Source organism: Rhodococcus sp. 14-2470-1b, from assembly GCF_002259415.1.
Lineage (GTDB): Bacteria > Actinomycetota > Actinomycetes > Mycobacteriales > Mycobacteriaceae > Rhodococcoides.
In genome coordinates this window covers 58245-84218 of the sequence record NZ_NPFY01000035.1, presented here as the reverse complement: position 1 = coordinate 84218, position 25974 = coordinate 58245, and the positions used below count along the sequence as shown (strand labels likewise).

Here is a 25974-nt window from a genome sequence, read left to right as displayed (position 1 = left end):
ACTGGACAGTAACGCGTATCACTGACCGAGTCGAAGAACCGCCCGTGAGCGGGTGCGGAGCACCACGAACCCTGCCCAGGACGCCACCACGGTGACCGCGACCGCAACTCGGACCGCGGCGAGTGCGCTGTCCGGATAGATCACTCCGGTGAGGTACTGGTCGATGAAACCGGTCGACACCAGCGCTGCGCCCCCGGAGTTCACGCGCGCCCAGTTTTCCAGCGCGGTCAGCGGGCAGTCGATCCCGACGGCGACGGACGCCAACCCCCAGCCCGCGGCGCAAGCATGCAGCCATATCGTCCGCGGCCACTTCCACGCGAAGAATCCGCCCACCACGACATAGGCGATGAAGGCAAGGTGGACCACCACGGTGACGTCGGCGATCGCCCGATACAGCATGAGGGAATGGTATGCCTCAGAGCGCCCAGGTGTGGACGGGATCGCCCTCGCCCATCAGGGCCACGTAGTCCGACAACATGCCCGCGAGTGCTGCCTCGCGTGTCTGTCCGGCCTTCTCCCGCGCGACGACGGCGTCGCGCTGCCAGACGGAGCCGGACCGTCGGCTCAGGCAGCGGGCTTCGACCACGCCCAGATAGCGGTCGCGGACGTCGGCCCCGACGCCGTATGCCGCAAGCCCTGCGTCGGCCATGGGGAGCAGCCGGCGCAGGATCAACTCCTGCGGGCTGACCCAACCGACCTCGGGCCAGTACAGCCGAGAGTCGAAGCCCCCGCGCGCGGCCGAATGCAGGTTCTCGGCAGCGGCGTCGTACGACATCTGGCTCCACAAGGGGCGATCGGCGTCAGCGAGTGCGCGCACCGTGCCGTAGTAGAACGCAGCGTCGGCGAGGGTGTCGACGACGGACGGACCGGCGGGCAGCACGCGGTTCTCGAGGCGAATGTGGTGACCTCCACCGGATCGGTCGTAGATCGGCCGATTCCACCGGTACACGGTGCCGTTGTGCATGCGCAGCTCCGACAGCGACGGCGTGCCTCCGTCGGCGAGAACAGCTCCGGGGTCCTCGTCGCTGCAGACGGGGAGGAGGGCAGGAAAGTAGCGCGAGTTCTCCTCGAACAGGTCGAAGATCGAGGTGATCCACCGTTCGCCGAACCAGACCCGGGGGCGCACGCCCTGATTCTTGAGTTCCTGCGGCCTGGTGTCGGTCGCCTGTTCGAACAACGGTATTCGCGTCTCGTGCCACAAGGCTCGTCCGGCGAGGAACGGTGAGTTGGCAGCAAGTGCTACCTGCACACCAGCAAGAGCCTGGGCGGCATTCCAGTAGGCAGCGAAGTCGTCGGGTGCAACCTGGAGGTGGAGTTGGACGGACGTGCACGCGGCCTCGGGCAGGATGGTGTCCGTTATCGATTTCAGTTCCTCCGGCTCGTCCGCGCCGGGCAACCGGACTCCACCGATGTGCAATTCGATGTCTTCGCCGCGGGCGGCGAAGATTTGCTGGTTCAGCAGGTCGTAGCGGGGGTTCGCGGACAGCCAACGATGCTCGAAGTGCTTCTCCGCCAACGTCGGCAGCATCCCGATCATCACCAGGCGGCTTCCCGATTCACGGGCGCGTCGGTCCGCCTCGTTCAGCGAGCGGCGAAGGTCGGCCTCGAGATTCGAGATGCTGCTGCCGGACAACGGCCTGGGAGCCACGTTGATCTCGATGTTGAACTGCCCGAGCTCGGTCTGATAATCGGGATCGGCGATGGCGTCGAGCACTTGGGCGTTGGCCATGGACGGAGCCATGTTCTCGTCGACGAGGTTGAGCTCGACTTCCATGCCGATCTGTGGCTCACCGACGTCGAACGTCTCGTCCGCGAGCATGATCGCGAGTGCGTCGAGACAGTCCTGCACCTTCTGTCGGAATCGATGCCGGTCCTGCCGGGTGAACTTGCGCTGCTCGACATCGTCACCCATCGCAGACCACCGTCCCGTCGTGTCGTACCCCGAGGATCTCGTATATCCGTGAGTATGACAGGGCAAACGTCGACGATCGGGTACTACCAGGGCGACGGCTGGTAGTCCTTGAGGAACTTGCCGTAGAGGTCCACGCCGAGCTCGCCCTGCACGATCGGGTCGTAGACGCGAGCCGCACCGTCGACCAAATCCAACGGTGCGTGGAAGCCTTCGTCGGCCAGACGCATTTTCGTCGGATGGGGTCGTTCGTCGGTGATCCAGCCGGTGTCCACAGCGCTCATGAGAATGCCGTGCTCGAGCATCTCCTTGGCACTGGTGCGCGTCAGCATGTTCAGCGCTGCCTTCGCCATGTTGGTGTGCGGATGGCCGGGACCCTTGTAGGCGCGGCTGAACTGCCCTTCCATCGCGGAGACGTTGACGACGTACTTACGCCGGGCAGTCGACGCCTGCATCGACGCACGCAACCTCGACACCAGAATGAACGGAGCCACCGAATTGCACAGTTGCACTTCGAGTAACTCGACAGGGTCGACCTGCTCGACCGTGTGAATCCAGCTGTTGGTCCCCGCCAGATCCGGCACCAGGCCACCGGCGTCGATCGCGATTCCCTTCTCGATGCGCTCCGCGGTGGCCGAACCTGCGATCAGCGCAAGGGAACTGACCGCCTCGGCCGACAACGCCTCGCCGGTCACGGCGCCGTCGTCGCTGTGCGGCAGTGATTTCGCGAGTGATGCCGGATGCGCTTCGCTGGTTTTACCGAACGAGATGGTCGCGACGTCGGAACCTGCGGGAAGCGCTTCGGATTCCGCGTCGATCAGTGCGCTGTAGGAACCGGGGGAGCGCTTCACCGTCTGCGCGGCGTTGTTGACGAGAATGTCCAACGGGCCCTCTGCGGCCACCGAATCCGCCAACGCCACCACCTGCGCCGGATCGCGGAGATCGATGCCGACGACCCGAAGGCGATGCAGCCAGTCGGCGCTGTCCTCCATAGCCGAGAATCGACGAACCGCGTCGTTCGGAAAGCGGGTCGTGATCGTGGTGTGCGCACCGTCGCGCAACAGTCGCAGAGCGATGTACATACCGATTTTGGCGCGTCCACCGGTGAGCAGTGCACGTCGGCCAGTCAAATCGGTACGCGCATTACGTTTTCCGCGATTGAACGCCGCGCACTCCGGGCAGAGTTGGTGATAGAACGCGTCGACGAGGGTGTACCGCTGCTTGCAGATGTAGCACGGCCGCGCGCGGATCAGCGTTCCCGCGTACTCGCCCGACGCGCGTGCAGTCAGCGACAGTCCGGCCGTCTCGTCGTCGATACGATCCGGCGAACCGGTCGCAGTCGAGGCGACGACGGCTCGGTCGGCTTCCGACTTCGCGTTGCGCGCGGCGATACGCCGCGAGCGCTTCAAATCCTTGAAAAGCTGACCCGAGGCCCTTTGCACGACAATGGAATCAGGATGATTCTTATCCAACGATCCCGCCTGCCTCAGCACCCGTAGGCACGCTTCGAGATCCGCGGGATCGATTCCCTCCGCGGCGGTCGAAACAGCGTCGAATTCGGCATCGAATTCGGCATCGGCATCGGTGTCGGACCGGGCGTCGAACTCGGGATCGGTCATCGGTTTGTCCTTTCGCACTGCGCCCGCACCGTCGTCAACGCAGGCCCACACAACGACATAGACCCCGATTCCGCTGGAATCGGGGTCTATGTCGTCTGTCTCAACTCAGAAATCTCGGATCTTCTCGATCCCTGGTGTCCGAGGGGGGACTTGAACCCCCACGTCCGTTAATAGGACACTAGCACCTCAAGCTAGCGCGTCTGCCATTCCGCCACTCGGACCAGATGTTCTTCAGATGTTGTTCAGTTGTTCGCACACCCGCTCGCTGCGTGCTCGACAAAGATATAGCAAGGGTGCCCGATCGCCCAAATCCGCACGTCAGTTCGCCCGACGCCCGAAGACTGGTGGTAGGAAAGTGATGTGTCTTCTTCCGATAATTCACCTGCCAGTCCCGTACACACCACCGCGCTCGACGAGGTCGTGGATCTCGTCAGTTCGCTGATCAGATTCGACACGTCGAACACCGGGGAACTCGCGACGACCAAGGGCGAGAAGGAGTGCGCCGAGTGGGTTGCGCACAAGCTTCAGGAAGTGGGATACGACACCGAATACGTCGAGTCCGGCGCACCCGGTCGCGGCAACGTCTTCGCGACGCTGCCGGGCGCGGACCCCAGCAGAGGGACGTTGCTGATTCATGGTCACCTCGACGTCGTTCCGGCCGAACCGGCCGACTGGAGCGTTCATCCGTTCTCCGGCGCCGTCGAGGACGGATACGTCTGGGGCCGCGGTGCCGTGGACATGAAGGACATGGTCGGTATGGCGCTCGCGTTGGCACGGCAGTTCAAATCCAACGGCACGGTGCCACCGCGCAACATCATGTTCGCGTTTCTCGCCGACGAGGAGAACGGCGGACGGTGGGGTTCGCAGTGGCTCGTCGAGCATCGTCCCGACCTGTTCGAAGGCGTCACCGAAGCCGTCGGCGAGGTAGGAGGGTTCTCTCTGACCGTCGCCAGACCGGACGGCACCGAGAAGCGGCTCTACATGGTCGAGACGGCGGAGAAAGGTCTCGGGTGGATGAAGCTGACCGCCAAAGCTCGCGCCGGCCACGGATCGTTCCTGCACGACGAGAACGCCGTCACCTACCTCGCGGAAGCGGTCGCGAAGTTGGGCAACCACACCTTTCCGCTGGTCATCTCCGACTCCGTCGCGGAGTTCCTGTCCGCGGTAGCCGAGGAAACGGGGCTCGACTTCGACCCGACCTCGCCCGACCTCGACGGCACGCTACAGAAGCTCGGAAGCATCGCGCGGATCGTCGGTGCCACGCTTCGGGACACCGCCAACCCGACGATGCTGAAGGCCGGTTACAAGGCCAACGTCATCCCCCAGACCGCAGAAGCCATGGTCGACTGCCGTGTCGTTCCCGGCAGGCAGGCCGAGTTCGAACGCGAGGTCGACGAGCTGATCGGGCCCAACGTCGAGCGGGAATGGGTGACCAAACTCGACTCCTACGAGACGACGTTCGACGGGCACCTCGTCGACGCGATGAACGATGCCGTGCTTGCCCACGACGAGAACGGTCGAACCGTCCCCTACATGCTGTCCGGTGGCACCGATGCGAAAGCGTTCGCAAAGCTGGGTATCAGGTGCTTCGGTTTCGCACCGCTGAAACTGCCACCCGAACTGGATTTCGCGGCACTTTTCCACGGCGTGGACGAGCGGGTACCCGTCAGTTCGCTCGAGTTCGGTACACAGGTATTGGAACACTTCTTGCTCCACAGCTGAAAAGAAATACATCGAGAGGGCTGATCACGTGACGTACGACCCCTATGCATCACTCCCGTCGCTTGCCACGTTCGAGCTGACGTCAGAAGACGTCACCGATGGTGGAACTTTGGCGACGCAGCAGGTCAGCGGCATCATGGGTGCAGGCGGCCACGACAATTCACCTCAGTTGTCGTGGTCCGGATTCCCCGACGAGACCAAGAGCTTCGTCGTCACCGCCTACGACCCGGACGCGCCCACCGCCTCCGGATTCTGGCATTGGGCAGTGGCGAACATCCCGGTATCGACGACGTCGCTCGTGTCCGGTGCAGGAGATGACGGCGGCACCGGCATCCCGAGTACAGCGCTGACGCTGAAGAACGACGCGGGGCTGTTCCGCTACATCGGCGCTGCACCCCCCGCCGGTCACGGACCTCACCGCTACATCTTCGCGGTGCACGCCGTCGATGTGGAAAGACTGGAGGTCGACGAGACAGCGACGCCGGCCTACCTAGGATTCAACCTGTTCTCACATGCGATCGGCAGGGCACTGCTGACCGCGACCTACGAAGCCTGAGCGTACGACTGCGCCCGTTCCGCCCGCTGTGGTGCGGGCGGAACGGGCGCAGTTCCCAGTGCCGTCGTCCGATTTCGCAGATGTTCGGATTTGGCAGATGTCCGGATTTATCTGTGTGCAGAGCCCACCGCGTCGGCGAGAGTGTCGAATCCTTCGGCACGGAGTCGCTTCGCGATCCCTCGGTTGATCGACCGCATCCAGAACGGCCCGCCATAGATGAAACCGGTATAGCCCTGAACCAGTGACGCGCCGGCCGTGATGCGTTCCCATGCCTGATCGGGTGTCTCGATTCCTCCGACCGATACCAGTGCGATGGATCCTCCGACACGGGTGTACAGCTTCCTGAGGACATCCAAGGACCGATCGGCCAGTGGTGCACCGGACAGTCCGCCGGCCCCGATGGTGTCCACCGCGTCGGCCGGCGTCCGCAACCCGGAGCGGCCGATCGTCGTGTTGGTAGCCACGATTCCGTCGAGACCGAGTTCGACGGCGAGGTCGGCGACCGCGTCGATGTCCTCGTCGAGAAGGTCCGGTGCGATCTTGACCAGCACCGGTACCGATACGACCGCTTGGACGGCCGACAGGATCGGACGCAACGATTCCACTGCTTGAAGGTCGCGAAGACCTGGAGTGTTGGGGGAACTGACGTTCACCACGACGAAGTCCGCGAGTGGCCCGAGGAGAGTCGCACTGGCGGTGTAGTCCGCTGCGGCTTCGGACGCGGGAGTCACCTTCGTCTTGCCGATGTTCGCCCCGATGGGAATGCCCCCACGGCGATGACGCAGAGCGTTCGCCGCGTGGCCGGCGCCGTGGTTGTTGAAGCCCATGCGGTTGATCAGTGCGCGGTCGGCGGGCAGCCTGAACAGTCGTGGCTGCGGGTTGCCCGGTTGTCCCTGTGCGGTCACCGTGCCGATCTCGGCGAAGCCGAATCCGAGCGGACCCCACACGTCGACTCCGTCGGCGTTCTTGTCGAAACCTGCGGCAAGTCCGAGTGGAGTTGCGAAGTCGACGCCGAACGCGGTGCTCTTCAGGGCGGGATCGTTCACGACGAGGACCTTCGCCACGAGCGCGCGGATCGGTGACCACGCCGTTGCTGCGCGCATCGCGAAGAACGCGAGATGGTGAATGCGTTCCGGGGAGACAAGGAACATCAAGCGAAGCAGAGCGCGGTACACGAGCCTTCTTTCGACCTAGATTCCCGGGTCCGGGATGTGGTGTGCAGTTTTCTTACGTTTGAGCAGTACCTTGCGGCTGCCGTCGGTGTACAGGCGCACACGGGAGAGTTCCCAGCCGCCGAACTCGGCTTGGATCGCCAGTCTCATGGATGCGGTCACCCGTGTGACATCAGGCGGCAGACGCAACGGAATGTACTCCCAGTCGTCGGACCCGGACTCCCACTCCGCAGGCATTCTGCTGCGTGTGCTGTTGTTCTTCAAACGCTGCGCCCTTCTACGTGCCGTGCGCCGTCGACCCGCCGTGAGCGTTTTACAGGCTCAGCCCTGTTCGGCGGTGTCGATTCGCTGCAGACCTTCTCCGGTAGCGGACCCCACGTAGAGATCGCCCGTTTGCGGGTCGACCGTGATGGAGTCCGGTTGTCTCACCGTGGAGAACCTGTGCGACTCGACGGGAATTCCTGTGTCCAACGTGTAACCGACCACCTCGTTGTCCGCTGGAGTGGTCACCCACACCGTGTCGGACTTGTCATCGTAGGCGACGGCCCACGGCTGCGCACCGACCGGAAAACGCTGACGAAGCAGAAGATCGTCGGACGAGTACACCAGCAGTTCTCCGCCTGCGGCATCCGTGACGAGAATCCGTCCGTACTCGTCGGTATCGAGGTGAGCTGCGCCGGTGCCCGCTCTGAGGGCGAGGCCGAGGGATCGGTCGTCGACGTCCACCTCGGTCAACGAGGTCTGGTGACGGTCCAGAGCGGCCAACCCGTGCTCGGTGGAGGCAAGCGCGTCGACCGATGTGAGGCCACCGATGGACTGTGATCGGTTCGCGTCGAAGTCGACGATATGAATACTGCCACTGTCGTCGCCCGCGACGACGGTGCCGTCCGAGAGAGTGGCTGCGCTGAGAAGGTTGCTGCCGATGTCCACGTTTCGAATCTCCGAGCTGCGGAGATCGATCGCGGCGAGGCCGCCGTTCATGGGGGCAAGCACGATGCCGTCGGAACCGGGGACCACATCGGCCGCCTCACCGGGAAGCGGAACCGACCGCGGCGGGACGGCTGCTTCGTCGGCATCGAAGACCGTCAGAGCGGTGCGCGCATCGTCGAGCGCGACGATGCTGCGCGTCGCCGGTTCGAATGTGGTGGAATGCAGTCCGGAGGGGGAAAGAACGACCGAACCGCTCGGGGGAGTCGACGTTTCGGGCGACGTTATGCCGGTGAGGGGTTCGAGGTCGACCGCGTCCGGTTCGTCCGACGAGCCGGACCCGGAGTCCGAGCATCCGGCCACCAGCAGACATGCGGATGCGACCGCGGCTAGTAGATGCCACGGGGTGTGTCGAGCGTTCATCGATCCGCAAATCCTTCTCTCGGGGCGCTGTCAGCACCGTCGGTGCACCCGTTCACCTTGCCTGACGATCGATGAGCGGTGTTCGCCGGACCTCCGGTGACCGAGCGTGGACACCTCGGCGGTACCGTGATTCGGCACCCTGTTCCGTCGAGACCCAGGACCGTCGAGACCCAGGACCGTCGAGACCCAGGACCGTCGAGACCCAGGACCGTCAAGAGCCAGGACCGTCGAAAATACGAGGAGTGGAGTTGGCGACCGAAAACGACAGCGACGCGGTGGGTGTCGCGACGTTCCAGGTGGAGCAGGTCAGCACGGGTGCTCAGGCGAGTGGGTTCGGCAGCACCGAGGACAACAGGCCGTTCGCGTTTCGCGTGTACAAGAGGACGCTGTACCTCGAGATTTATCGAGCGGATCTTCCGTCGCCGGTTCCGGACCGCTCCGACGTGACGGCAGTCGCGGAGCAGTCGGTCACCGAGATCGATCTGACCGACGAACGAAGCATCGTCGCGGCGGTCAGAGACGCGGTCGGTTCCGCCGATTCGCTCGGCGCGGACGCAAAGGAATCCTCGGCCGTCCGATCGTTTCTGGGCCGAGTCGGTTCGGTGATGGCGTCCATCTAGTTCCCAACTCGCGGCGAACCCTCCGCTCGATCGCCGCGGACGGGTAGCACCAGCAGCCCGCCGGTTCGCGGATGGTCGAACACCTCCACGCGGTGGCCGTACACGCGGGTCAGAAGCTCCTCGTTCAGAGTCGACCGCGGAGATCCGACCGCGACCAGGGCGCCGCGGTCGAGGATCGCGATTCGGTCGGAGTAGGCGGCTGCCAGCGCGAGATCGTGCAGGACTACGACGACTGCGTCTCCGCGGCGAGCACCGTCACGTGCCACGGACATGACGGTTTCCTGGTGGCCGATGTCCAACGCGGCGGTCGGTTCGTCGAGCAACAGCGTAGAGGTTCTCTGCGCCAGCACCCGCGCCAGTGATACACGGGCGCGCTCGCCGCCGGACAGACCGGCGAACGGGCGATCCGCGAATTCCGAAACATCGCAGTGCTTCATGGCGAGGGCGACCGCGGCATCGTCGTTCTCTGCTTCGTCCGTGCCCGTCCACGGTGCCCTGCCCATGCGGACGACCTGGTGCGCGGTGAAGGAGAACCCGACGGTGTGCTGCTGAGGGAGAACCGCACGGCGTCTCGCGGCGTCGAGATCCGACCAGTGGGCGAGCGATCGTCCGTGCAGTTCGACCGACCCGGCGACAGGTCGGAGTTCGCCGGTGAGTACGGCCAGCAGTGTGGATTTGCCTGCGCCGTTCGGCCCGACCAGTGTCAGAACTTCGCCGGCGACGACGTCGATATCGACGCCGCCGAGGACTTCCCTACCGGAACGGACGGCGGTGACTCCGGCGGTGCTCATGGTCACGGTTCCGGCCGTCACGTCGTCGGGAAGGTCCCGGTTCCGTCGAAACAGTGTCATGCCCATCCGCCTTGCTTGGCGCGAGTTCTACGCAGCATCCAGAAGAAGAACGGTGCGCCGATCAGTGACGTGATCATGCCGAGGGGCATGTCCACGTTGTCGACGAGCGTTCGTGCGAGCAGATCCGACGCGAGAAGAACGACGGCACCGCACAGTGCGCTCGCCGGAACCAGCGTTCGATGGGCCGGACCGAGCAGCATGCGCATCAGATGTGGGACGACGAGGCCGACGAACAGAATGATTCCGGTGAACGCAACCCCGGAGGCGACCAGAACGGCCACGATGACGATGGCGGTCTGTCGCAGTCGTTCCACGTTCACGCCGAGGTGCCGGGCGACGTTCTCACCGAGTGAGAGCAGGTCCAGTCGTCGTGACAGGGCGAGGGACGCTCCGATTCCGACGACGGCGAGCGGCGCCACGACGCCGACGGCCTGCCACGTCGCGCCCGAGAGCGATCCGAGTTGCCAGAAGACGATCTGATCGCGCGCTGCGGGTGAGGCGACGAACGTGAAGAACGCGATGAGTCCGCCGGCGAACGCGTTGATCGCAACGCCGGTGAGGATCAGCGTGACCACCTCCGTCCGGCCACCGCCTCGGGCCAACACGTACACGAGCACCGTTGTGATCAACCCGCCGAGGAATGCGGCGGTGGCGACCGACCACACCCCGGCGAACGCTCCTCCGAGAACGAACACCGAGGACGCTCCGACAGCTGCGCCCGAGGACACGCCGATCACTCCTGGTTCGGCGAGCGGATTGGCGAACACTCCCTGCAACAGGGCACCGGCCGTGCCGAGGCAGGCTCCGACGACGGCACCGAGAACGATGCGGGGAAAGCGAACCTGCCACAGGGTGACTTCCCCGCTGGGGTGGGCGGGCATGGGCCCGACGTCGAGGCCGATCCGATGCAGGACGCTGCCCACCACTTCGAGTGGCGTCGTCGGAACCTGACCGACGCACGCCGAATACACCGCGAGTCCGACGGCGAGGATCGCCAGGACAGCGAAGACGACGGTGGTACGGAGCCGAGCGCGTGTCGGCGCGGCTGCAGTCGATGTGTCCATCAAGCGGGCGCGTAGACGGCCTCGGCCAGCGCGCTCAGAACTTTGCCGGTGTTGGGGCCGAAGCTGAGAACGACACCGTCGGCCATGTCGACGATGCGCTCGGCCTGCCCCGCCGGTGTCTGTGCGATGCCGGGTACCTGTGCGAGGCCGTCGATCCCGCCGATCGAGTCGAGTCCACCGGACATCATGAGGATGACGTCCGGTGCGGCGGCGATGAGGGCTTCGCTGGTGATCGGGACGAACTGTTCGGTCAGACCCGATGCGGTGCCTGCGTCTTCCGCGCCGAGACCGGCGATGAGTGCGTCGGCTCCTGACCCGGGCCCGGCGAGCATCTTGATCGCCGGGCCGCGCATGTAGAGGAACGCGATCTTCACCGGCTCACCGCCGCTGGGTGCACTCGACGATGCCTCGGCGATTTCGGCCTCGGTGCGCTGTGCGAGGGCTGCGCCGCGCTCGGGTACCCCCAGAGCGTTCGCCACGGACACGATCTGGTCCCCGACCGTGTCCATCGTTCGGGTCGGATCGAAGAAGACGACGGGGATACCGGCCGCACGGAGCTGATCCTGCACTCCGCGTGGGCCGACACTGGTATCGGTGAGAACTACCGTCGGGGCGAGCGCGAGGATGGATTCGGCGCTGAGCGAATGGCCGTTCGGCGTGACATCGGCAACACCGGCGACGGCCGGGAACTCTGCGGACGTGTCCCGACCGACGAGGTTGTCGCCGAGCCCGAGCGCATAGACCGTGGTGGTGAGCGTTCCGTATTGATCGGCTGCGACGATGCGGCTGGCGTCTGTGATCGTGACGTCGGTTCCGTCGACACCGCGGACCGTCACCGGCAGAGTCGGCTGCTGCTGGGCGTCGACGGGTTCCGGATCGGGATCGGCGATCACGGCGGTACGCGGACCGATGGAACCCGCTGTGGAGTCCGCCTGCTGGTCGGGGCCGGAGCACGCTACCGAGGCGAACACGGTAGCCGCCACGACAGCACCCACGGCCGAGCGACGCAGAAATCGTTGCGGTGTCGACGAGAAGTTCACGCAGACAAGGTTAGCCTGAGTTGACTCAGCTGCTGACGTCGTCGAGTGCGGACGTGATTGCGCGGGGGAGTTCCAGGTCCTCGACGACCAGGATGCCGGTGAGCTGCGCAAGATCACGCGCACCGACGATCGCCGACGCCACCCCTGGCCTGTCGCGTGCCCAGGCGAGGGCCACGGTGAGCGGGGATGTCTTCAAGCCGCTCGCAGCCGTGACTGCGGCTTCGACGACGTTCGCGGCGCTGTCGGTCAAGTACCCGGCGATCGACTCGGCATAGGCGTCGTCGGCGCCGCGCGAATCGGCAGGCGTGCCGTGGCTGTACTTTCCCGTCAGCACCCCTCCCGCAAGCGGAATTGCTGCCAGCACGCCGACACCGTGGTGCTGCGCGGCGGGCAGAAGTTCGTCCTCGATCCCGCGTGCGAGCAGCGAGTACTCGGCCTGCGTCGCGACGATTCGTCCTGCACCGGCCGCGCCCGCCGCCGTCGCCAACTGCCAACCGAGATAACCGCGGGCGCCGACGTACCGCACCTTTCCGCTCGTCACCGCGTAATCCAAGGTCGAGGCGATCTCGTCGACGGGGGTGTGTTCGTCCCAAGCCCCGACCTGCCACAGGTCCAGGTACTCGGTGCCGAGTTCGCGCAGCGTGTTCTCGAGTTGGTCGAGCAACGATCGGCGTGAGCAGTCGACGCGGTAGCGCCCACCGGTGGTGATTACTCCCGCTGCGCTGCTCACGATCAGTTCGCGCCGGGGAACGACGTCGTCGAGTACCTCGGCGAGTACGCGTTGCGCGCGGCCTTCGCCGTAGGACGGAGACGAGTCGACGAGTGTTCCACCGGCCTCGGCGAATGCCGACAGCTGCGCGGCGGCGTCGTCGCCGTCCGTTCCGCTACCCCAGCCGAGAGTTCCGAGACCGAGTCGGGATACGCGCAGGCCACTGGATCCGACAGATCTCTGCTTCATGGTGTTCTCGAGATTCCTCACGTTGTGTCCGGCGCCAGATGAGCACAGTAGTGCGCCCGCCCCGTCGATGCGAGCTTGCCGCGGCTCGTCCTCGTGTGTCGGCCTGTGCGGCAGTGCGCTGCCGGGTACCGTCGTGGCCGTGAAATGTGTAGAGGGACCAGGTTTCGACGTGCTCGGGGAATCGGGTCGTGCGGGGGTGCGCCAGTGATCGGCGAGTCGATGACCTGGTTGCAGGCGATCATTCTCGGAGCTGTCCAGGGGCTGACCGAGTTTCTCCCGATCTCGTCGTCGGGGCACCTGAGAATCGTGTCGGAGGTGTTCTTCGGCGACGACGCAGGCGCGTCGTTCACTGCCGTGAGCCAGCTCGGCACGGAAGCTGCGGTGCTCCTCTTCTTCTGGCGCGACATCGTTCGCATCGTCAAGGCGTGGTTCGCCGGGTTGCTGGACAAGGCGAAGCGAGATCTCGATTACCGGCTCGGCTGGTACGTCATCATCGCTACCGTTCCCATCGGTGTCCTCGGCATTCTGTTCAAGGACCAGATCCGGACCGGCGCGCGGAACCTGTGGCTCATCGCGACCATGCTCATCGTGTTCGCGATCGTCATCGCGGTGGCCGAGTACGTCGGCACCAAGCGTCGTCCCATCGAGAAGATCACCACGCGTGACGGTCTCGTCATGGGTGCGGCTCAATGCCTCGCGCTCATTCCAGGCGTGTCGCGTTCCGGAGCGACGACCAGTGCAGGCTTGTTCCTCGGTCTGGAGCGCGAGGCCGCCGTGCGATTCTCGTTCCTGCTGGCGATCCCCGCCGTCACTGCATCCGGCCTGTTCTCGCTGCCCGACGCGTTCGAGCCGGCCGGGGAAGGGCTGAACGCGTCGGGTGCGCAGTTGGTGGTGGCGACGATCATCGCGTTCGCGCTGGGCTACGCGTCGATCGCGTGGCTGCTGAAGTTCGTGGCGAACCACTCGCTGTACTGGTTCGTCGGTTACCGCATCGTTCTCGGCATCGGTGTCATGGCGTTGTTGTCGGCGGGCGTCGTCTCCGCGACCTGACAGCTGCGCAGCGGATACTAGTGTGGTGTCATGACGGTGATCTTGTTGCGGCACGGCCGCTCTACCTCCAACACCGCAGGGACGCTCGCGGGTAGGTCACCCGGGATAGACCTCGACGACAAGGGGCGCGAGCAGGCGCAGCGCGTCGCCGAACGTCTCGGCGGCCTGCCCGTCGAAGAGGTCGTCCGCTCTCCGTTGCAGCGGTGCGAGCAGACGGTCGAGCCGCTGCTCGAGCGCCGAGGCCTGACTGCGGTCGTCGACGATCGTCTCGAAGAGGTCGATTACGGCACGTGGACCGGCCGCAGCATCAAGGAGTTGCTCGCCGAGCCGTTGTGGAAGGTGGTCCAGCAGCATCCGTCGGCGGCAGTGTTCCCCGGCGGTGAGGGTTTGGCTCAGGTCCAGGCCCGGGCGGTGACGGCGGTGCGTGAACACGACCGCAGGCTCGCCGCCGAGTACGGTCGCGATGTGCTGTGGGTGGCCTGCTCCCACGGTGACGTCATCAAGTCGATCCTGGCGGACGCGGTCGGCTGCCACCTCGATGCGTTCCAGCGCATCGTGGCCGATCCGGCCTCGATCAGCGTCATCCGGTACACCGAGACCCGTGCTTTCGTCCTTCGAACCAACGACACGGGAGCCGATCTGTCGGGCCTCGTCGTCGCGGCCGAGAAGGCGCCGCACGCGGAGTCCGCAGCCGGTTCGCCGTCGGATTCCGACGCTGTCCCCGGCGGCGGCTCCGGGCCCGCTGCCCACAGTGGGGGATAGGTTCAGGGCCTTCGCTCCCTCGATGGCGGATAGGTTCGGGAGCTTCGCTCCCTCGATGGCGGATAGGTTCGGGAGCTTCGCTCCCTCGACGGCGGATAATGGGCACGGCCCGCAGGGGCGGATAATGGAGAGCTGTGATCCTTCGTCGGTGAAGAATCACGAGACAGGATTGTCGACAAGATCTAGACGCAGGAGGTGCAATGCCACGCGCAATACATGTTTTCCGCACCCCTGATCGATTCGTCGCCGGAACCGTGGGTGAACCGGGCGACCGATCGTTCTTTCTTCAGGCCGTGCACGAGCACCGCGTGGTGTCCGTTGCACTGGAGAAGCAGCAGGTGCAGGTCCTGGCGGACCGTATGGGATTGCTGCTCGACGAAGTGCATCGTCGTTTCGGCGCCGAGATCCCGCCCGAGGAAACCGAGGTCGGGGACACCAGCCCGCTGCTGACACCGATCGACACCGAGTTCCGAGTCGGGACCATGGGCCTGGGGTGGGATGCGGACGCAGGCGCCGTCGTCGTGGAACTCCTCGCCGTGAGCGAATCGGAGATCGACGAGTCCGTCGTGCTCGACGACACCGAGGACGGTCCCGACGCCGTCCGCGTGTTTCTCACTCCGGTGCAGGCGCGAGAATTCGCCCTTCGATCAGAGCGCGTGATCGCCGCCGGACGTGCTCCGTGCCCCCTGTGCGGACAACCACTCACGCAGGAGGGCCACATCTGCATCCGAACGAACGGGTACCGTCGCGACGCCACCTTCGGATCCGCGTCGGAACTCGGTGACGAGCTTTGACCGACACTCGGCCGCCGTTCGAGGGCCTGCAGTCCATGATCGACGGTGAGCTCACCGTCGTCGGACGGGTCGTCACGGCCAGCAACGCGACGCTGGTGTGCGATGCGGCCGACGCTGCGGGCGGTGAACCCGTGCGGTGCGTCTACAAGCCGATTCGTGGCGAGGTCCCGTTGTGGGACTTCCCCGACGGGACCCTCGCCGGACGCGAGGTCGCCTCGTTCGAGATATCCGACGCCCTCGGCTGGGACGTCGTGCCCCCGACCGTGCTGCGGGACGGTCCCTTCGGACCCGGCATGGTGCAACGCTGGATCGACACCCCCGAACCACACGGAGACCGGGGCGACCGAGTGGATCTGATCGACATCTGCAGGCCCGATCTGGTCCCGTCCGGGTGGATACCGGTACTGCAGGCGTACGACGGTGAGGGGGAGGAAGTCGCGCTCGTTCACGCGGACGACCCTCGCCTCCAGCGGATGGCCGTCCTGGACGTACTGCTCAACAACGCGGACCGCAAGGGCGGTCATGCGCTCGAAGGACTCGACGGTTACGTCTACGGCGTCGACCACGGAATATGCCTGCATTCGGAGGACAAACTGCGGACCGTGCTGTGGGGTTGGGCGGGCACCACCGTCGACGATGCGTTGATGGCCGACGTGGTGACCTTCGTCGACACCTTCGCCGACGCGGTGGAGCCCCGCATTCGCGGGCAGATCACCGAGGCCGAGGTCGATGCCCTGCTGGCCCGCGCGTGCGCGTTGGTGGCCGACCCGGTCATGCCGGAGCCGCGCTCGAGCAGGCCGATACCCTGGCCGGCCTTCTGACGCCCTGCCCGCGCTCCGATCCGTCTCGGATAGGCTTGTACGCATGCAATCTTGGTCCGATACTGCCGTACCGTCGATCCCTGGTCAGGGGCCGCCGCTTCGGTTGTACGACACGGCGGATCGTCAGGTCCGGCCGGTCACGCCGGGTTCCGAAGCAAAGATGTACGTCTGTGGAATCACCCCGTACGACGCCACACACCTCGGGCACGCCGCGACGTATCTCACATTCGATCTGGTGAACCGCATCTGGCGGGACGCCGGACACGACGTGCACTACGTCCAGAACGTGACCGACGTCGACGATCCGCTGTTCGAACGTGCGGACCGATACGGTGAGAACTGGATCGACCTGGGCACCCGGGAGATTCAGCTCTTCCGTGAGGACATGGAGGCGCTCCGGGTTCTTCCGCCCCGCGACTACGTCGGAGCGGTCGAGTCCATCGACGAGGTCATCGAGTTGGTCGAGAAGCTGGTGGCTTCGGGTGCGGCGTACGTCGTGGACGATCCCGAGTTCCCCGATGTCTACTTCCGAGCCGACGCGACCACGGAGTTCGGATACGAGTCGGGCTACGACCGGGCGACGATGGACCGATTCTTCGCCGAACGTGGTGGCGACCCGGAGCGGGCGGGCAAGCATGACCCGCTCGACGCTCTGTTGTGGCGCGCCCACCGCGAAGGCGAGCCGTTCTGGCCGTCCCCGTTCGGACCGGGACGTCCGGGATGGCACATCGAGTGCGCCGCAATCGCACTGAACCGCATCGGGACCGGTTTCGACATCCAGGGCGGTGGAAGCGATCTGATCTTCCCGCACCACGAGTTCTCGGCCGCGCACGGTGAAGCAGCCGTCGGAGGCGGTCGGTTCGCCCGGCACTACGTGCACACCGGCATGATCGGTCTGGACGGTGAGAAGATGTCCAAGAGCCGCGGCAATCTCGTGTTCGTGTCCAAACTCCGTCTCGCCGGCGTCGACCCGGCGGCAATCCGCCTCGGCCTGCTGTCCGGGCACTATCGGCAGGACAGGGCCTGGACGGACGAGGTGCTGGAGCGCGCGACAACTCGTCTCGCATTGTGGCGCGCGGCGGCCGCTCTCGAATCGGCCACGAGCGCAGACGATGTCATCGTCCGGTTGCGTCAGCACATCGCCGACGACCTCGATACCCCCAAGGCGCTCGACGCGCTCGACGCATGGGCGAGCTTTGCCGTGGAACGCGGGGGAGCGGACACGTCCGCTCCGGCTGCATTCGCGGACGCAGTCGATGCATTGCTCGGGGTTTCGTTGCGCTGAGACCTCCGGCCGTCCGGGTCGGGGGCGCTCGGCTCAGCTCAAGTCCAGCAGAAGATCGGGGATGGTCCGTTCCTCCATCACCGCCCGGCCGGACCGGTGCATCGCATGTGCCAACTCGGGGTCCCATGGGCTCTCCGCAGGAAAACCTTTGAGGGGCTCCGAGTTTCTCGTATCCAGCGCCTGCTCGTAGGACTGCAGATCCATTCGCCAGGGGACGGCGTCGTAGCGGGTGAGAGCACGACCCGTCATGCGCAACCCTGCCCAGTCGAAGTCGTTGCGCCAGTGGATTTCGGTCCCCGACCGGCGCCCGGCGAGCAGTTTGTGCACCGCAGCGGACGGTTGTCCGTCGGTACAGACGATCGCCCCGGACTCACCACCCAATGTTCGCCCTGCAGCGGCGATCACGGCGATGTTCTCGCACACGAAGATTCGGTCCGCGGTGTTGGTCAGTGGTCCCCGAGTGATCATGTCGAGGGTCAGAGGAAAGGGAATGCCCGCATCCGCGGCTTCGTTCGACCACCGGGCCACCACGTGGTCCTCGGAGACCCGGTACCCCAGCACGACGACACGGCTGGACAGCGCATCGACCGAGACGCCCGCGGTTTCCCACAACAGTCGAATGCCGACAGGATCGACCGGCCGCGGGATACCCTCCTTGAGAGACAACGCTTCCAGGACCAGCTTGGGTGCACCGCCGGAGGAGAGAGCCTTCGTGTCACCACAGGCCAGTTCCGCCACTTCCGTCAAGGAAAGACCGTCCGCGGGAAGGACTGAGAGGACCTTGGTCGCGACTGCCAGAGCATCGACGGCGACGCGGCCGCCGAGGGTTCCGTCCTGATTCAACAGAGACGAGAGCCAGCGATCCAACCAGTCGCCGTGATCGGTTGTCGCGAGCAGAGTGCGAGCGTTGTCGAGCGCCCGTGCCTTGACGTCGGCCTTGTTAGCGGCGATACGTTTCTTGTCCTGCAGCGGTGCACGCTCTCGCAGTGTGTCCAGCAATCCGACACCGCCGTTGACGGAGTGGCCGAGCCAGGCGTCGAACCGGGCAAGATCGAGTCGTGACGACCTCGCTCGGCTCAGTTGAGACGACGATCCGTTCACTCCGCTCATGAGCCTCGACAGGTCCGGCGCGGCATCGAGCTGTACGGTGACGCTGCCCTCGACTTTCAGCCAGTTGGACTCCAGCTTCTTACGCGCAGCGGCCAGAAGTACGTCGAGTTCGGGTGTACCGCGCCAGCGAGCATCGTGATCATCGGACAAATTCGAGCCCGCCTTCCGCTCGGGTCGGAACCCGCCTCGTCAGCGGTGATCCGAGCGCGGACGCCAGGTCACCGCCGTCGTGTTCCTGGAGCAGCTCGCCGTTCGCCCACACCATCAATGCTGCGCTGACGGTGTTCTCCGCCGCCGAGTGCGCCAGGTCGTAGTGCGCACAGCCCGGGACGTCGGCGTAGGTGATCCAGAGGTCGAATCCGGTCATGAACAAGTCGAGATCGAACTGAACGCTCAGGCCGAGCAACTCGCTGCGGCCGTTGTCGTCGACGCCTGCGAACGCTTCGTCGAGCGCGAGGAGTCGTGGGCAATGAGGATCGGCGGAGGACAGCATCACATGCGCTGCGGCGAACAACGGTAGGTGAAGCGACACCGACTGTTCGCCTCCGGACAAGGCGCTGTGCTTGGCGACGGTGAGCCGATCCTCGGTGCCGTCACCCCGAATCAGACTGAACGAGAACACACGCCAGCGTCGGTAATCCAGCGTCGAAGCCAGGATTTCGGGATACGAGCGCTCGGGATGCGCAGCTCGGGCAATTCTGATCTCGGATGCGAAGTGCGCGCGCATCTTCGCGAGATCGTCCGAGCTCAATGCCGATGCGTCCCGGTCGAGCAGCTTGGAGATTTCGCGGGCACCGTCGTCGAGATTGTCCGCCAGCACCCAGTGGACACCGATGGTGTTGCCGGAGGACATCTTTCGCTGCTTCATTTCGCTGGCCATCTGTCCGATGAGCTCACGCGCGTCGACGGTGCGTTCGTGGATCTGTTGTGCAAGCCCGGTCAGGAGAGCATCCTCGAGAATCCTACGTTCGTGCTCGGTGAGGAGCGTCTCCTGGTTGGATCGTGCGTCGCCGATGCGGTCGGCGAAGTCGCCGATGGAGGAGTAACCCTGTTCGTCCTGGACGCGAACCACAGTCAACCCGTCCGGGGCGTCCCACTGAAGTCGGTAGTCCTGACCGGACGAGGCGAGCTGCGAGTCGAACTCCTGCAGCGCGGTGGTCAGCGACGTGCGCGTGCTCTTGCGGTAGGACTCGCTGGCTTTGACCGATGCCGTGGCCTCGTCGAGCGCCGCGTGCAGTCCGGCGACTGCGACCGGGAGCACCTGGAAGTCGTCGTCCGGCGACGCCGCATGCTGGATGCGGTAGAGGATCTGTTCGACGCCGAGCCAGGCGGAGTCGCTCGACGGCCACGCGTACGGGTCGTGCACACCGAGGATGGCGAGCAGGTCCTTGCGTGCATAGGGAGCGAGGCGCTTGGCGTCGTCGATGCCTTCGGTGAGTGCAGCGCGCAGGCCCTCCTGTGCGGTGTTGCACGCACCCTCGGCCTTACCGATGGCCTCGCCTGCGTCCTTGTCGGCCTTACGGGCGGCGCGCTGCTCGACCTTGCACGCCTCGATCTTCTCGCGCGCACGTTCCAGGTCGGCGTTTATCTGATCGGCGGTCGACCCGAGCTTCTCGCTGAGAATCTCGAGCTTCTGAACCTGTTGAAGATGACTCTCCTCGGCGATGGCCGCTTCCTCGGCGAGTTCCTCGGCCAGGCCGGTCTGCTCCTCCAACCTGTTCAACGCTTCGCGACCGCGTTCGGCCTCGCGCACGCGGTCGCCGCGTCGGCGTAGGACCAGCTCGCCTTGATTCTCGAAATGTCGAATGGCCGCGGCCAGCGAGTCGATTTCCCGTGCGGTGTGCGGTGTGCGGTGTGCGACCGCCGTGGAACGTAGATGCTTCTCTCGGGCGGACAGTTCCGCGATGGCCTGGTCGAGTTCGGCGTCTGCGGCAGCCGCCCCGGCCTGTGATGTCCGCAGGGCCCCGGCGGATTCCGTCACGGCCTTCTGCGACTTGATGATCGCCGACGCCTTGGGCAGCTGCTTGGCTGCCGCGGCGAGTCCGCGAAGGAGGTCGGCGGCCGAGCGTTCCTCGTCTCGGGTGGCGTTCAGCGACGCTTCGGATCCGGCGATGGATTTGTCCAGCTCGGCGATGCGGGTAGCGCGCCGGGCTGCGCGGGCCGTCGCTCCGATGTACTCGGCGTCCTGTTTACGGTGCCGTCCCCACTGAAGTCCTTGACGGAACCGGCCGTCGACACCGACACACGTCACGCCGTCGACCAGTCCCAACGAGATCGAGGACAGGATGTCTCGAATCAGTTCCTCCGGCACGTCCGTCCCTGACTCGGGAACGAGGACGTCCACCAAGGTGGGACCGGTCGGGCGAGACTCCACGGGAGCGGGAACGAGGTACTGCTCGGACTCGAGCGAGTCGGGGACGGCTGTCGGCGAGACCCAGCCGTCGAGCAGGTTCGCTGCCTGCAGTGCGGATTCGACACCTGCCGCCTCGGACGGATCGACGCCCTCGGCGAACCGCACGAGCTGCCACAGCGGCGCGCCGAGCAGACCGTCACGCGAGGACGTGCGCGCCGCGAAGGGTGGAGGTGCGTCGTCGTGTTCGGCGCTGACGAGGTCCCGCTCGGCACGCATCGACGACAGTTCTTCGGTGAGCGCGGCAGCACTGAGCTGTGCGTGCGTTCGCCGAGCCCGAACGGTATCGAGTCCGTCGGCCGAGGCGTCGGCGAGCACGGTGTCCAGGCTCGGCCCGTCGTCCTCGCCGATGCGCGGAACGGCGGCATCGAGAGCCTCGAACGCCGACGACGTGATGCCGGCGAGCTGGTAGGTGGACGAATGCTCGGACCACCACGACCGCAGTGCCGACGTGTACTGCGCCCGTGCGAGTTCCACCGATGCCTCGGCTTCCGTCACGGCTGCACGCGCGGCGTCCAGCAGCTCGTGAGCCCTGGTGGCACTGCGGTCTGCGCGCGCACGTTCGGTGCTCGCCTTCTCCGCTGTTCCGAGCGCCTCACGCACGGCGCGCACGTCGCCGTCACGCTCCTCGGCGTGACCACGCAAAGCCGTGCTGAACTGGTCGGTGCGTGCGCCCGCGGGCATCGATGCCCACGCGATACCCGCGTCCTCGGCAGCGGCCTGCAAATCCTCCTCGGCGCGAGCGAGCGCTGTCGTCGCATCCTTCAGCGCGGTGTCCGCCCTCGCGGATTCGGTGGTGCGCTTCTCCAGCTCGGCCTGTGCACCTCGTGCACGGTCGGACTGTTGGGCGGCCGAGACCTTCAGTTTCGCAGCCGATTCCGCCAAGTCGTCGAGCTGCTGCTTGCCCTCGTAGGCGCTCGAACGCCGCAGCGTCTCGCGATCGGCGAGTGCCTGGTCGAGGGCGCGTTCGGCGTCGTCGAATCGTTTCTCGGCAGCCAGACGCTCCTGCAACCGACGTTCCTTCAGTGCGGCTGCGGCGAAGTGCGCCGTCGTCGCGTGGGTCACCGCTTCGAGCCTGCGGGAGACCTGTTCGACATCCGAGCGAGCCTGCACACGGAGATACTTCGAGTAGACCCCGACGAAATTCTTCGCAGCCTGGTCCGCCTGGGCGAGACCTTCGAGGGCCCGCCCCACCTCTTCCATGTCGCTGAACGAGCGCGCAGCTTCGAGCACCAACTGATCGTCGAGGGGACGCAGCCCGTCGGTCAGCGCCTGCGACAACCCCTTCGGGTCAAGGTTCTTCGCGAGCTGCGGACGGCGAAGCGTCAGAATGAGATTGATCAGCTGGTCGTACCGCTCCGCGCCGAGTCCGAACATGCGGGCGTCGATTGCAGCCCGATAGTCCACGGGCCGATCGGTCAATGCGTCGGTGCCCAACTGCTCGGCGAGTTGCTTCTTGGTCAGCGGGCGGTCGTCGGAGCCCAGCAACGAAAAATCCACCCCGGCGCGACCGTCGGCGACGAAGTACCAGCGAGTGACCTTGTCGTTCTGCCTGCTGGCACGCATTCCGATTCCGACGGTGACCGACTCGGGGTCCTCGTGAGTGCCGCGCGAGAACTCCATCCAGACGTAGGAGTGCGCGCTCTCCTGACCGCGATAGAGCAGGTTGGACTTCATCGTCCGTTCCTCACCCGCGAACGGGTTGAGCCGGCGCGGTTCGATGCGCCCGTCGAGGACGAAGGGGAACAGAACTTCGAGGGCTTTGGTCTTACCCGAACCGTTCGGACCGCGGAGGACGAGCCGTCCGTCGGCGAACGAGAACTCTTGGTCACGGTAGTCCCACAGGTTGACGATTCCTGCTCGCGTCGGGCGGAAGCGCTCGGAGTGTGCGGTCATCTACTGCGCCTCGATTTCTGTGTCCGTGGAACGGCTGTCGAACAAGGAGTCCTGCGGTACCCGGTCTCGCACGCTCACCATCACATCGCGATACCGGGCGATGACGGGAAGCACGAGAACTCCGCCGGACATGATGTGCACCAACCGAAGTCGGTGCAGCATCTGCACCGCTCGCTCGCGCAGCCCGTCGGGGTCGGCTTGCCATTGGGCGGCGAACGTGCGGCCGAAACGCTCGACCAGATCGGCGACGGTGTGCGCGAGCCAACTGTTCTCCACGAACGGATAGGTGACCGGTGGGGCGCCGGTATCGGGGACAGGGCCCGTCGGCGATCCGAATTCGGCCAGGTCGTCGAAGATTCCGCCGCCGGGGATGGCCGCATCCAGCCGCGTCACCAAGTCGTCAGCCGCCACGATCGCGTGGTGCGTGAGGGCATGGTGTGCCAGGGCGTCGGCGTCCGGGTCGACGACACGGTCGGAGATCTCGCCGGCCAGGAGCAGTGCGACCTGGGCGATGGTGCCGGTACTCGGGAACCGGACGTCGGACATCCTGCCCGCGGTGTCGATCAGCGTGACACCCTCGGCGCGGCGTTCGGACACCAAGCCGGTGAGCAGTTCCACGTCGGCGACGGTTCTGTCCGCCGCGAGTGCGGTGCGCCCGTCCTGATCCAGATCCTCGAAGTACACGACGGGGCGTTCGACCAGAGCGCGTCTGACCTTGCGCAACGTCTCCTTCGGATCCGTGGGGCGCGCAGCGTCGTCGTCGTCCGAATCCTCGTCGACCGGGAAGTCGGATCCGACGAGCAGGCCGGTGACCGAACGCAGATGCTGCACTGCTCGCGGCGGCCGGAACAACGCGACGACCACCGAGCGCTCGATGTCGTACAACGCCTCGCCCGAGGACGGATTGCTCGCCCAGCCCGATGCGTCCCCGTCGGCAAGAGAGATGGCGCCGCGCGCGGCCAACCAGCCGACCGCGTCGACGAACGCATCCCGGTCGGACGCCCGATCCGCCTCCAATTCGACGCCGTCGACCTGACCGGCCTCGGCGGCGACGTGGTCGGCCAGCTCGGACAGAGTGATCTGGTTGCCCGCCCGTCCCAATGCGGCCATCGCCAACGCAAGATACGCGTATCGGCGGCGATCGAAGATGCGGTCCGAGGCCGTGCGAGCGGGTTGGCTCGGGTCGAGCGAGTCGACCACCGGGTACACGCGGGCCGTGGTCTCGGTGACCTCTAGTCGGTACCCGAAGAGTTCCAGAAGATCCTCGCGCAGTTCGGTCGCCCACCGGCGCAGCAATGGCAGCGCAATGCGGTCCGGGTACTCCCTGGTGACCAAGTGGTTCGCCAATGCCACTCTCGCTGCGCGCTGGTAGGAATCGAGTGCGAGAGAGGGTATTTCACGTGCTCTCATCGACCGGCCACCTCGGCCACGTCCAACTGCAGACGGTCCAGGTGCAGTCGCCCGCGCGCCGTGTGCACGACGGTCGAGGTTTCGGATGTGGTCAACGTGAGCTTCACCCCGCTGTCGGATCCGGTGGATCCCGACGTTCGTCCACTGACCCGAACTCGCGCGGTCAGTGCGGCGTTGAGGAGACCGAGCAGCACCTCGGTTTCCTCTTCGTCGAGGGTCCGTTCGTAGACGCCGCCGGACGCCAGTGATCGTGCGGCTGCACTACGGACTCGTTGGGCTTCGAGTTGCTGCTCGCGGAGCCTCCTGATTCCGCCGTCGTTGCGTTGCACCCGGCCGGGAAGCCCGGGCGACGGCGCCCGGCCGGTCTCCGCCAGCGTCCGTGAGATCTCCACCGGTGGTGCCTCCCACCAGGAGCGAGAGGTGGGGATGATGTCGGCGTCCGGATGCACCATCGACAGGTGGCGCGGGCGGCCGAGCCCGAACACGGCGTGGAACAGGGCATGGGCGCTGTCTTCGCTGGACGTGTTCGCGAACCACCCCGCCAGGTGACGGAGCTGACTTTCTCGGCTGACTCCACCCTTGCGGGTCTCCGTGACGCGCCGGAGCAGAGACAGAACGGCCGCGATCGCGCTCATGGTGCCCTCGCGGAGGCGTTCGGATTCACTGAGCTCGGCGTCTGCTGCGACGAACCAGTGCGACAGACCGGACCAGCGTGCCCGCCAGTCCGCCCTGCGTTCCTCGACGGTGAGGAACACGCGCTCGTCGCTGACCGCCGCGCGGTGTATCAACTCGGAGATACCGGTCGATTCGACCGTTGCGATGGCCTCGGCGAGCTTGGGTGCGTACCGCGTCAGATCCGAGCTGAACTCGCGCATGTGCGTCAACAGCGCATCCTTGTGCACCAGAAACGTCTCGGGAGTGATCTCCGTGGTCCGCACCAGATCACCGAGAACGAGATAGAAATGGGCTGCACGCGTTGCCATCTCGGACAGCGTGGAGTCCAGGCGGCTCAGCTTCCGGTAGATGCGATCACCGTCCGCTTGCCGATTGGCCTCGGCTAGCTCGTGCATGTCGGCGAGTAGCTCGGGCAGAACGAGCCGGGACAGAGAGGCGTCGTCGAGCCGTGCGCCGAGCACGTCCTCGACGGCGCGGAATGCCTTGTATCCGGCGCCGCTGAATTGATAGACGAAATGTCGGTTCCGATACTCCGCGAGTGTCGCCGCACGAGATCCGTCGTAGCTGCGCTCGAGCAATTCCCACGCGTGCAGTTGTTCGAGCAGGGGCGCGATCTCCGCCGCACCGAGCTGCAGATCCGCCGGCGCATTCCTGGCCAGAGTGTCCGCGACATCGGCGGCATGCAACAACACGACGTAGTTGGCGCGTGCGATGTCGAACGCACGCAGCACCCAGAGGTACTCGGCCCGCTTCTCTGCCACCGTGAACGCGAACAGCTTCAGCCGTTCTTCCTGCAGAAAAGCAGTCGCAGTACTGTGCCGGATGTCGTCGACCACCGGCTCCGCTCCTGATTCGCTCACTGCAACAGGGTAGGCGTCCACTGCCCAGGAGTGAAAAACA

At 65.6% G+C, this 25974-nt stretch carries 22 protein-coding genes and 1 tRNA gene; 8 read left to right on the top strand and 15 right to left on the bottom strand.

Annotated elements, in window-relative coordinates; translation table 11 throughout:
• Positions 1–18: 18 nt before the first annotated feature.
• From CH293_RS23585 to CH293_RS23570, 4 genes are all read right to left on the bottom strand, one after another.
• Positions 19–399 (bottom strand): DUF2784 domain-containing protein, encoded by a 381-nt coding sequence (locus CH293_RS23585; protein WP_037113236.1) that lies wholly within the window; start codon positions 397–399, stop codon positions 19–21.
• 16 nt (positions 400–415) lie between these two features.
• The gene (locus CH293_RS23580) at positions 416–1912 is read right to left on the bottom strand and encodes a glutamate-cysteine ligase family protein (protein WP_094721653.1); all 1497 of its coding nucleotides are present in this window, start codon (positions 1910–1912) and stop codon (positions 416–418) included.
• 83 nt (positions 1913–1995) lie between these two features.
• The gene (locus CH293_RS23575) at positions 1996–3528 is read right to left on the bottom strand and encodes an SDR family oxidoreductase (RefSeq protein WP_094721738.1); all 1533 of its coding nucleotides are present in this window, start codon (positions 3526–3528) and stop codon (positions 1996–1998) included.
• A gap of 132 nt (positions 3529–3660) precedes the next feature.
• Positions 3661–3749 (bottom strand) — tRNA-Leu (locus CH293_RS23570).
• 139 nt (positions 3750–3888) lie between these two features.
• On the opposite strand from CH293_RS23570, the gene CH293_RS23565 reads away from it, so the two are divergent.
• On the top strand, positions 3889–5250 hold the full coding sequence (locus tag CH293_RS23565) for a M20/M25/M40 family metallo-hydrolase (RefSeq protein WP_080733083.1): 1362 nt from the start codon (positions 3889–3891) through the stop codon (positions 5248–5250).
• Between the two features lie 28 nt (positions 5251–5278).
• Entirely contained in the window at positions 5279–5806 is a 528-nt protein-coding gene (locus tag CH293_RS23560; RefSeq protein ID WP_037113243.1) for a YbhB/YbcL family Raf kinase inhibitor-like protein, read from the top strand.
• 107 nt (positions 5807–5913) lie between these two features.
• On the opposite strand, the gene CH293_RS23555 is transcribed toward CH293_RS23560, so the two are convergent.
• The 3 genes from CH293_RS23555 to CH293_RS23545 all read right to left on the bottom strand — a co-directional run bounded on the left by CH293_RS23555 (position 5914) and on the right by CH293_RS23545 (position 8328).
• Complete coding sequence (locus CH293_RS23555; RefSeq protein ID WP_094721652.1) at positions 5914–6981, bottom strand: quinone-dependent dihydroorotate dehydrogenase; 1068 nt, start codon at positions 6979–6981, stop codon at positions 5914–5916.
• A gap of 15 nt (positions 6982–6996) precedes the next feature.
• Positions 6997–7215, bottom strand: a complete 219-nt coding sequence (locus CH293_RS23550) for a DUF5703 family protein (RefSeq protein ID WP_037113436.1) — start codon at positions 7213–7215, stop codon at positions 6997–6999.
• 84 nt (positions 7216–7299) lie between these two features.
• Positions 7300–8328 carry a YncE family protein gene (locus CH293_RS23545; RefSeq protein WP_094721651.1) on the bottom strand — a complete coding sequence of 343 codons (1029 nt, stop codon included), beginning with the start codon at positions 8326–8328 and terminating at the stop codon, positions 7300–7302.
• Positions 8329–8570: 242 nt separating this feature from the next.
• Between CH293_RS23545 and CH293_RS23540 the strand changes: the two genes are divergently transcribed.
• Positions 8571–8948 (top strand): hypothetical protein, encoded by a 378-nt coding sequence (locus CH293_RS23540; protein ID WP_080733099.1) that lies wholly within the window; start codon positions 8571–8573, stop codon positions 8946–8948.
• Here the strand turns inward: CH293_RS23540 and CH293_RS23535 are convergent.
• From CH293_RS23535 to CH293_RS23520, 4 genes are all read right to left on the bottom strand, one after another.
• Complete coding sequence (locus CH293_RS23535) at positions 8945–9805, bottom strand: heme ABC transporter ATP-binding protein (protein WP_094721650.1); 861 nt, start codon at positions 9803–9805, stop codon at positions 8945–8947. The two genes, CH293_RS23540 and CH293_RS23535, sit on opposite strands and share 4 nt — an antisense overlap.
• A complete protein-coding gene (locus tag CH293_RS23530; protein WP_037113248.1) occupies positions 9796–10863 on the bottom strand; it encodes an iron ABC transporter permease in 1068 nt (355 codons plus the stop codon). Before CH293_RS23530 ends, CH293_RS23535 begins: the two co-directional genes overlap by 10 nt.
• The gene (locus tag CH293_RS23525; RefSeq protein WP_241483932.1) at positions 10863–11846 is read right to left on the bottom strand and encodes a hemin ABC transporter substrate-binding protein; all 984 of its coding nucleotides are present in this window, start codon (positions 11844–11846) and stop codon (positions 10863–10865) included. The genes CH293_RS23530 and CH293_RS23525 overlap by 1 nt, the downstream gene beginning before the upstream one ends.
• A gap of 82 nt (positions 11847–11928) precedes the next feature.
• Complete coding sequence (locus CH293_RS23520) at positions 11929–12861, bottom strand: aldo/keto reductase (protein WP_037113251.1); 933 nt, start codon at positions 12859–12861, stop codon at positions 11929–11931.
• Between the two features lie 207 nt (positions 12862–13068).
• Between CH293_RS23520 and CH293_RS23515 the strand changes: the two genes are divergently transcribed.
• From CH293_RS23515 to mshC, 5 genes are all read left to right on the top strand, one after another.
• Positions 13069–13911 carry an undecaprenyl-diphosphate phosphatase gene (locus tag CH293_RS23515; protein WP_170945362.1) on the top strand — a complete coding sequence of 281 codons (843 nt, stop codon included), beginning with the start codon at positions 13069–13071 and terminating at the stop codon, positions 13909–13911.
• A gap of 30 nt (positions 13912–13941) precedes the next feature.
• Positions 13942–14673: a histidine phosphatase family protein gene (locus CH293_RS23510; protein WP_094721649.1), complete on the top strand. Its 732-nt coding sequence runs from the start codon at positions 13942–13944 to the stop codon at positions 14671–14673.
• A gap of 200 nt (positions 14674–14873) precedes the next feature.
• Positions 14874–15467 carry a DUF3090 domain-containing protein gene (locus tag CH293_RS23505; RefSeq protein WP_026347991.1) on the top strand — a complete coding sequence of 198 codons (594 nt, stop codon included), beginning with the start codon at positions 14874–14876 and terminating at the stop codon, positions 15465–15467.
• 35 nt (positions 15468–15502) lie between these two features.
• Complete coding sequence (locus tag CH293_RS23500; protein WP_176460108.1) at positions 15503–16288, top strand: SCO1664 family protein; 786 nt, start codon at positions 15503–15505, stop codon at positions 16286–16288.
• Positions 16289–16331: 43 nt separating this feature from the next.
• The gene (mshC, locus tag CH293_RS23495; RefSeq protein WP_094721647.1) at positions 16332–17573 is read left to right on the top strand and encodes a cysteine--1-D-myo-inosityl 2-amino-2-deoxy-alpha-D-glucopyranoside ligase; all 1242 of its coding nucleotides are present in this window, start codon (positions 16332–16334) and stop codon (positions 17571–17573) included.
• A 33-nt stretch (positions 17574–17606) separates the two neighbouring features.
• Here mshC and CH293_RS23490 read toward each other — a convergent pair whose 3' ends face one another.
• The 4 genes from CH293_RS23490 to CH293_RS23475 are packed head-to-tail and all read right to left on the bottom strand — an operon-like array spanning position 17607 to position 25856.
• Entirely contained in the window at positions 17607–18833 is a 1227-nt protein-coding gene (locus tag CH293_RS23490) for a DUF2399 domain-containing protein (protein WP_094721646.1), read from the bottom strand.
• Entirely contained in the window at positions 18823–22989 is a 4167-nt protein-coding gene (locus tag CH293_RS23485) for a TIGR02680 family protein (RefSeq protein WP_094721645.1), read from the bottom strand. The genes CH293_RS23490 and CH293_RS23485 overlap by 11 nt, the downstream gene beginning before the upstream one ends.
• A complete protein-coding gene (locus CH293_RS23480) occupies positions 22990–24399 on the bottom strand; it encodes a DUF2398 family protein (RefSeq protein WP_176460095.1) in 1410 nt (469 codons plus the stop codon).
• Positions 24396–25856, bottom strand: a complete 1461-nt coding sequence (locus tag CH293_RS23475) for a TIGR02677 family protein (protein WP_176460107.1) — start codon at positions 25854–25856, stop codon at positions 24396–24398. The genes CH293_RS23480 and CH293_RS23475 overlap by 4 nt, the downstream gene beginning before the upstream one ends.
• Between the last annotated feature and the right edge of the window lie 118 nt (positions 25857–25974).